This is a genomic window from Pseudomonas sp. AM4(2022) (assembly GCF_036346515.1).
Lineage (GTDB): Bacteria > Pseudomonadota > Gammaproteobacteria > Pseudomonadales > Pseudomonadaceae > Aquipseudomonas > Aquipseudomonas paracarnis.
In genome coordinates this window covers 1-4,440 of record NZ_JAOTNW010000047.1, presented here as the reverse complement: position 1 = coordinate 4,440, position 4,440 = coordinate 1, and the positions used below count along the sequence as shown (strand labels likewise).

The window sequence follows — 4,440 nt, the reverse complement described above, 5'->3', positions numbered from 1 at the left end:
CAGGCAAGCCAGCTCCCACAGTGTTCAGTGCTGTGCTTTAGATCGGATTGGGGCAGTCGATGAACAGATGCTCCAGGGCAAAGCGTCGCGCCAGGTAGTCGCCTAACGCCTGCACGCCGTAGCGTTCGGTGGCGTGATGGCCGGCGGCGATGAAGCTGATGTTGTTTTCCCGGGCGCTGTGGAAGGTCTGTTCGGATGCTTCACCGCTCAGGTACAAATCGACACCGGCGGCAATCGCCTGGTCGATGTAGCCCTGGCCGCCACCGGTACACCAGCCGACGCGGCGAATCATCTCGCTGCCTTCGATCAGCAGCGGTTCGCGGCCCATCACCTCCTGCACGCGGCGGGCGAAGTCACGGGGTGACAAGGGCTCGGCCAGGGAGCCGACCAGGCCGACGATTTTTGGGTTGCCGGGGTCCAGGGGGCCTTCGACGGTGATGTCCAGGTGGCGAGCCAGTTGCACGTTGTTGCCGACATCGGCGTGCAGGTCCAGGGGCAAGTGGTAGGCCAGCAGGCTGATGTCATGCTTGAGCAGGGTTTTAAGGCGGCGCTGCTTCATGCCGGTGATGCATGGGTTTTCGCCCTTCCAGAAGTAACCGTGGTGCACCAGCACCAGGTCGGCCTTGGCTTCGACGGCGGCGTCCAGCAGGGCTTGGCTGGCGGTCACGCCGCTGACGATGCGTATCACTTGGGGCCGGCCCTCGACCTGCAGGCCATTGGGGCAGTAATCGGCAATTTTGGCGCTGCCGAGGTAGCGGTCGGCTTCCTCGACGAGGGTAGTAAGGGGCACGGCCATAAAAGACTCCTAAATATCCCGTTCGCAGGCGTCACAGCCTCGTATAATGCGCGACATTATGGGCGCTCTCCCGCCCCCTGCAACCTGTCAGGACTTACTTGATGCTCAAGGCACTGCGTTTTTTTGGATGGCCATTGTTGGCTGGCGTGCTGATCGCGATGCTGATTATCCAGCGTTATCCCCAGTGGGTGGGCCTGCCCACACTGGATGTGAACCTGCAACAGGCGCCGCAGACCAACACGGTGGTGCAGGGTCCAGTGACCTATGCCGATGCCGTGGTCATCGCCGCGCCTGCGGTGGTCAACCTGTACACCACCAAGGTCATCAACAAGCCCGCGCACCCGTTGTTTGAAGACCCGCAATTTCGCCGCTATTTCGGTGACAACGGCCCCAAGCAGCGCCGCATGGAATCCAGCCTCGGCTCCGGCGTGATCATGAGCCCTGAAGGCTACATCCTCACCAATAACCACGTGACCACCGGCGCCGACCAGATCGTGGTGGCCCTGCGTGACGGCCGCGAAACCCTGGCCCGCGTGGTGGGCAGCGACCCGGAAACAGACCTCGCGGTACTCAAGATTGATTTGAAGAACCTGCCGGCCATCACTCTCGGCCGCTCCGACGGTTTGCGCGTGGGCGATGTGGCGCTGGCCATCGGCAACCCGTTCGGGGTGGGGCAAACGGTGACCATGGGCATCATCAGCGCCACCGGGCGTAACCAGCTGGGCCTTAACAGCTACGAAGATTTCATCCAGACCGACGCGGCGATCAACCCCGGCAACTCCGGCGGTGCGCTGGTGGACGCCAATGGCAACCTGACCGGCATCAACACCGCGATTTTTTCCAAGTCCGGCGGTTCACAGGGCATTGGCTTTGCGATCCCGGTGAAGCTGGCGATGGAAGTGATGAAGTCGATCATCGAGCACGGCCAGGTGATTCGCGGCTGGCTGGGCATTGAAGTACAGCCCTTGACCAAGGAACTGGCCGAGTCATTCGGCCTGACCGGGCGTCCAGGCATCGTGGTAGCGGGGATCTTCCGCGACGGCCCGGCGCAGAAAGCCGGCCTGCAACTGGGCGATGTGATCCTCAGCATCGACGGCGCCCCGGCGGGTGATGGCCGCAAGTCGATGAACCAGGTGGCGCGGATCAAGCCGACCGACAAGGTGGCGATCCTGGTGATGCGCAACGGCAAGGAGATCAAACTGTCGGCGGAAATCGGCCTGCGCCCACCACCGGCGACCGCGCCCGTGAAAGAAGAGCAATAACCGTCGCGACCCAAGCGCCCGTTCGCGGGCGCTTGTAAGGCTACATTTCTTAGCGATTCATTCTCATTAGGCATGTTATATTGTTTCAATATCGCTATTGGAACGCTCTATCATGCCGTCTCGAAAGTTTGTGCCCTTGGCCGGCCTGGCCCTGGGTTTGCTGCTCGACCCTGCTTACGCCGAAGAAAACACTCTGGAACTGGACACCATCAGCGTCACCTCCGACGCCTATGAGTCCGCCACCGGTCCGGTCGACGGCTACCGTGCCACCCGCTCTGCCAGTGCGACCAAGACCGACACGGCTCTGCGCGACATCCCGCAATCGATCAGCGTGATTCCGGCCACGGTACTCAAAGACCTGGGCAGTACCAGCGTGGAACGCGCCCTGGAATTCGCTGGCGGCGTATCCAAGCAAAACAACTTCGGTGGCCTGACCCTCTACGAATACAGTGTGCGCGGCTTCACCACATCCGAGTTCTACCAGGACGGTTTCAGCGCTAACCGCGGTTACCCCAGCCCCCCGGACGCAGCGAATATCGAGCGCATCGAAGTGCTCAAGGGCCCCGCCGCCAGCCTCTATGGGCGCGGCGATCCCGGTGGCACGGTGAATATCGTCACCAAGAAGCCCCAGCCCGAACCCTTCACCACATTGCAGACCAGCGCCGGCAGTTGGGACCGCTACCGCACCGCGCTGGATGTAAATACGCCGCTGGACAGCGAGGGGCGCGTGCTGACGCGAGTGAACCTGGCCGTTGAAGACAAGCACAGTTTTCGCGATCACGTCGACGCCAAGCGCGTGTTCGTCGCGCCCTCCTTCAGTTGGCAGTTGGACCCGGACACCACCCTGCTGGTGGAAAGTGAGTTCGTGCGCCACAGTTCCACCTTCGACCGAGGCATCGTCGCCAACACCGGCATGTCCCATTCCACTTTCCTCGGCGAGCCCAACGACGGCAATATCCGCAACCACAACAACCGCATTCAGGCAGCGTTGGAACACCACCTCAATGACGCCTGGAAACTGCGTCTGGCCAGCCACTACAAGCAAGGCAGCCTGTGGGGCGATGCTTCGGAAAGCCGGGCGTTGAACGCAGACGGCCACAGCGTCAATCGCCGCTACCGGGAGCGCTCCACGGGCTGGCATGACAGCATCACCCAGCTGGAACTGCGCGGGGTGTTCGATATAGGCAGTTGGCAACATGAACTGTTGATCGGTACCGAATACGAGGATTACCGCAAGAAAGAGCGCGTGACGGCGATCGCTGGCGACTATCCCATCGACATCTACAAGCCGGTGTATGGCCAGCCCAAACCCAACGGCAAACGCTCCGGCACCGACTTCTTCGAACAGACCAAAAGCCACGCACTGAACCTGCAAGACCAGATCATCTTCACCGACCGCCTGCGCGGCATGATCGGTGCGCGCTTCGAACACTTCGAACAAAGCACCGACGACTTCACCCGCAACCACGCAAAGGGCCGTCAAACCCACGACGCCTTCACTCAACGTGCCGGCCTGCTCTACCAGCTCACGCCAGAAGTCGGCGTTTTTGCTAACGCCTCCACCTCGTTCAAGCCCAATAGCGGCCTGGATGCCGGTGGCAAGTCCTTCAAGCCCGAAGAAGGCGTGGGTTATGAGGTGGGAATCAAGAGCGAGCTGTTTGACGACCGCCTCAGCGCCACCCTGGCGGCCTTTCATATCGAAAAGGAAAACGTGCTGACCCTGGACCCGGCGACCAACCTCAACCGCGCCATGGGCAAGGCCCGCAGCCAGGGCTTCGACCTGCAAGTAACCGGGCAAGTGACCGACGCAGTCCGCGTGATCGGCGCCTTGGCCTACATCGACGCCGAAGTGACCAAGGGCGACAAAACCATCCCCACGGGCAGCCGCATTCTCGGCGTGGCCAAGCGCAGTGGCAGTGTGTTGGGCGTGTATGAGTTCCAGGACGGCGCGTTGCGTGGCTCAGACCTGGGCGCAGCGTTCACCTATGTAGGTGACCGCTCAGGCGAAGCCGGCACAGGCTTCGAACTGCCCGCCTACCACACCGTAGATTTGCTGGCCCATTACAAGGCCACGCAGAACGTGACGGTGGGGCTGAACCTCAACAACCTGTTCAATGAAAAGTACTACGAGCGGTCCTACAGCAACTATTGGGTCAACCCGGGCGAGCCGCGCAACTTCACGGTTAGCCTGACCCTTAATCTGTAAATACAGTCAAATTGTGAGAGCTGGCTTGCCTGCGATAGCCATAGGTAACCACGATGCGAAGCGAGCCGCTCTTGATCTTGATCTGCTTTTGATCTCAGGCGCCCCGTCAAACCACGCTGGCCGAACGCAGGCTTGAATTCGTGGGTAACCCGGCAGGACGCCGGGTTAGCCGCCCC

The 4,440-nt window shown here is 61.4% G+C and carries 3 protein-coding genes; 2 read left to right on the top strand and 1 reads right to left on the bottom strand.

Features of this window, described 5'->3' with window-relative positions; all coding sequences use genetic code 11:
- Nucleotides 1-37 precede the first annotated feature (37 nt).
- Nucleotides 38-796 carry a Nif3-like dinuclear metal center hexameric protein gene (locus ODQ19_RS27830; RefSeq protein ID WP_116666070.1) on the bottom strand — a complete coding sequence of 253 codons (759 nt, stop codon included), beginning with the start codon at nt 794-796 and terminating at the stop codon, nt 38-40.
- Between the two features lie 101 nt (nt 797-897).
- Between ODQ19_RS27830 and algW the strand changes: the two genes are divergently transcribed.
- Nucleotides 898-2,058, top strand: coding sequence for a Do family serine endopeptidase AlgW (gene algW / locus ODQ19_RS27825; RefSeq protein WP_003188388.1), 1,161 nt, complete (start codon nt 898-900; stop codon nt 2,056-2,058).
- Between the two features lie 112 nt (nt 2,059-2,170).
- On the top strand, nt 2,171-4,264 hold the full coding sequence (locus tag ODQ19_RS27820) for a TonB-dependent siderophore receptor (protein WP_330211820.1): 2,094 nt from the start codon (nt 2,171-2,173) through the stop codon (nt 4,262-4,264).
- The last annotated feature ends 176 nt before the right edge of the window (nt 4,265-4,440 follow it).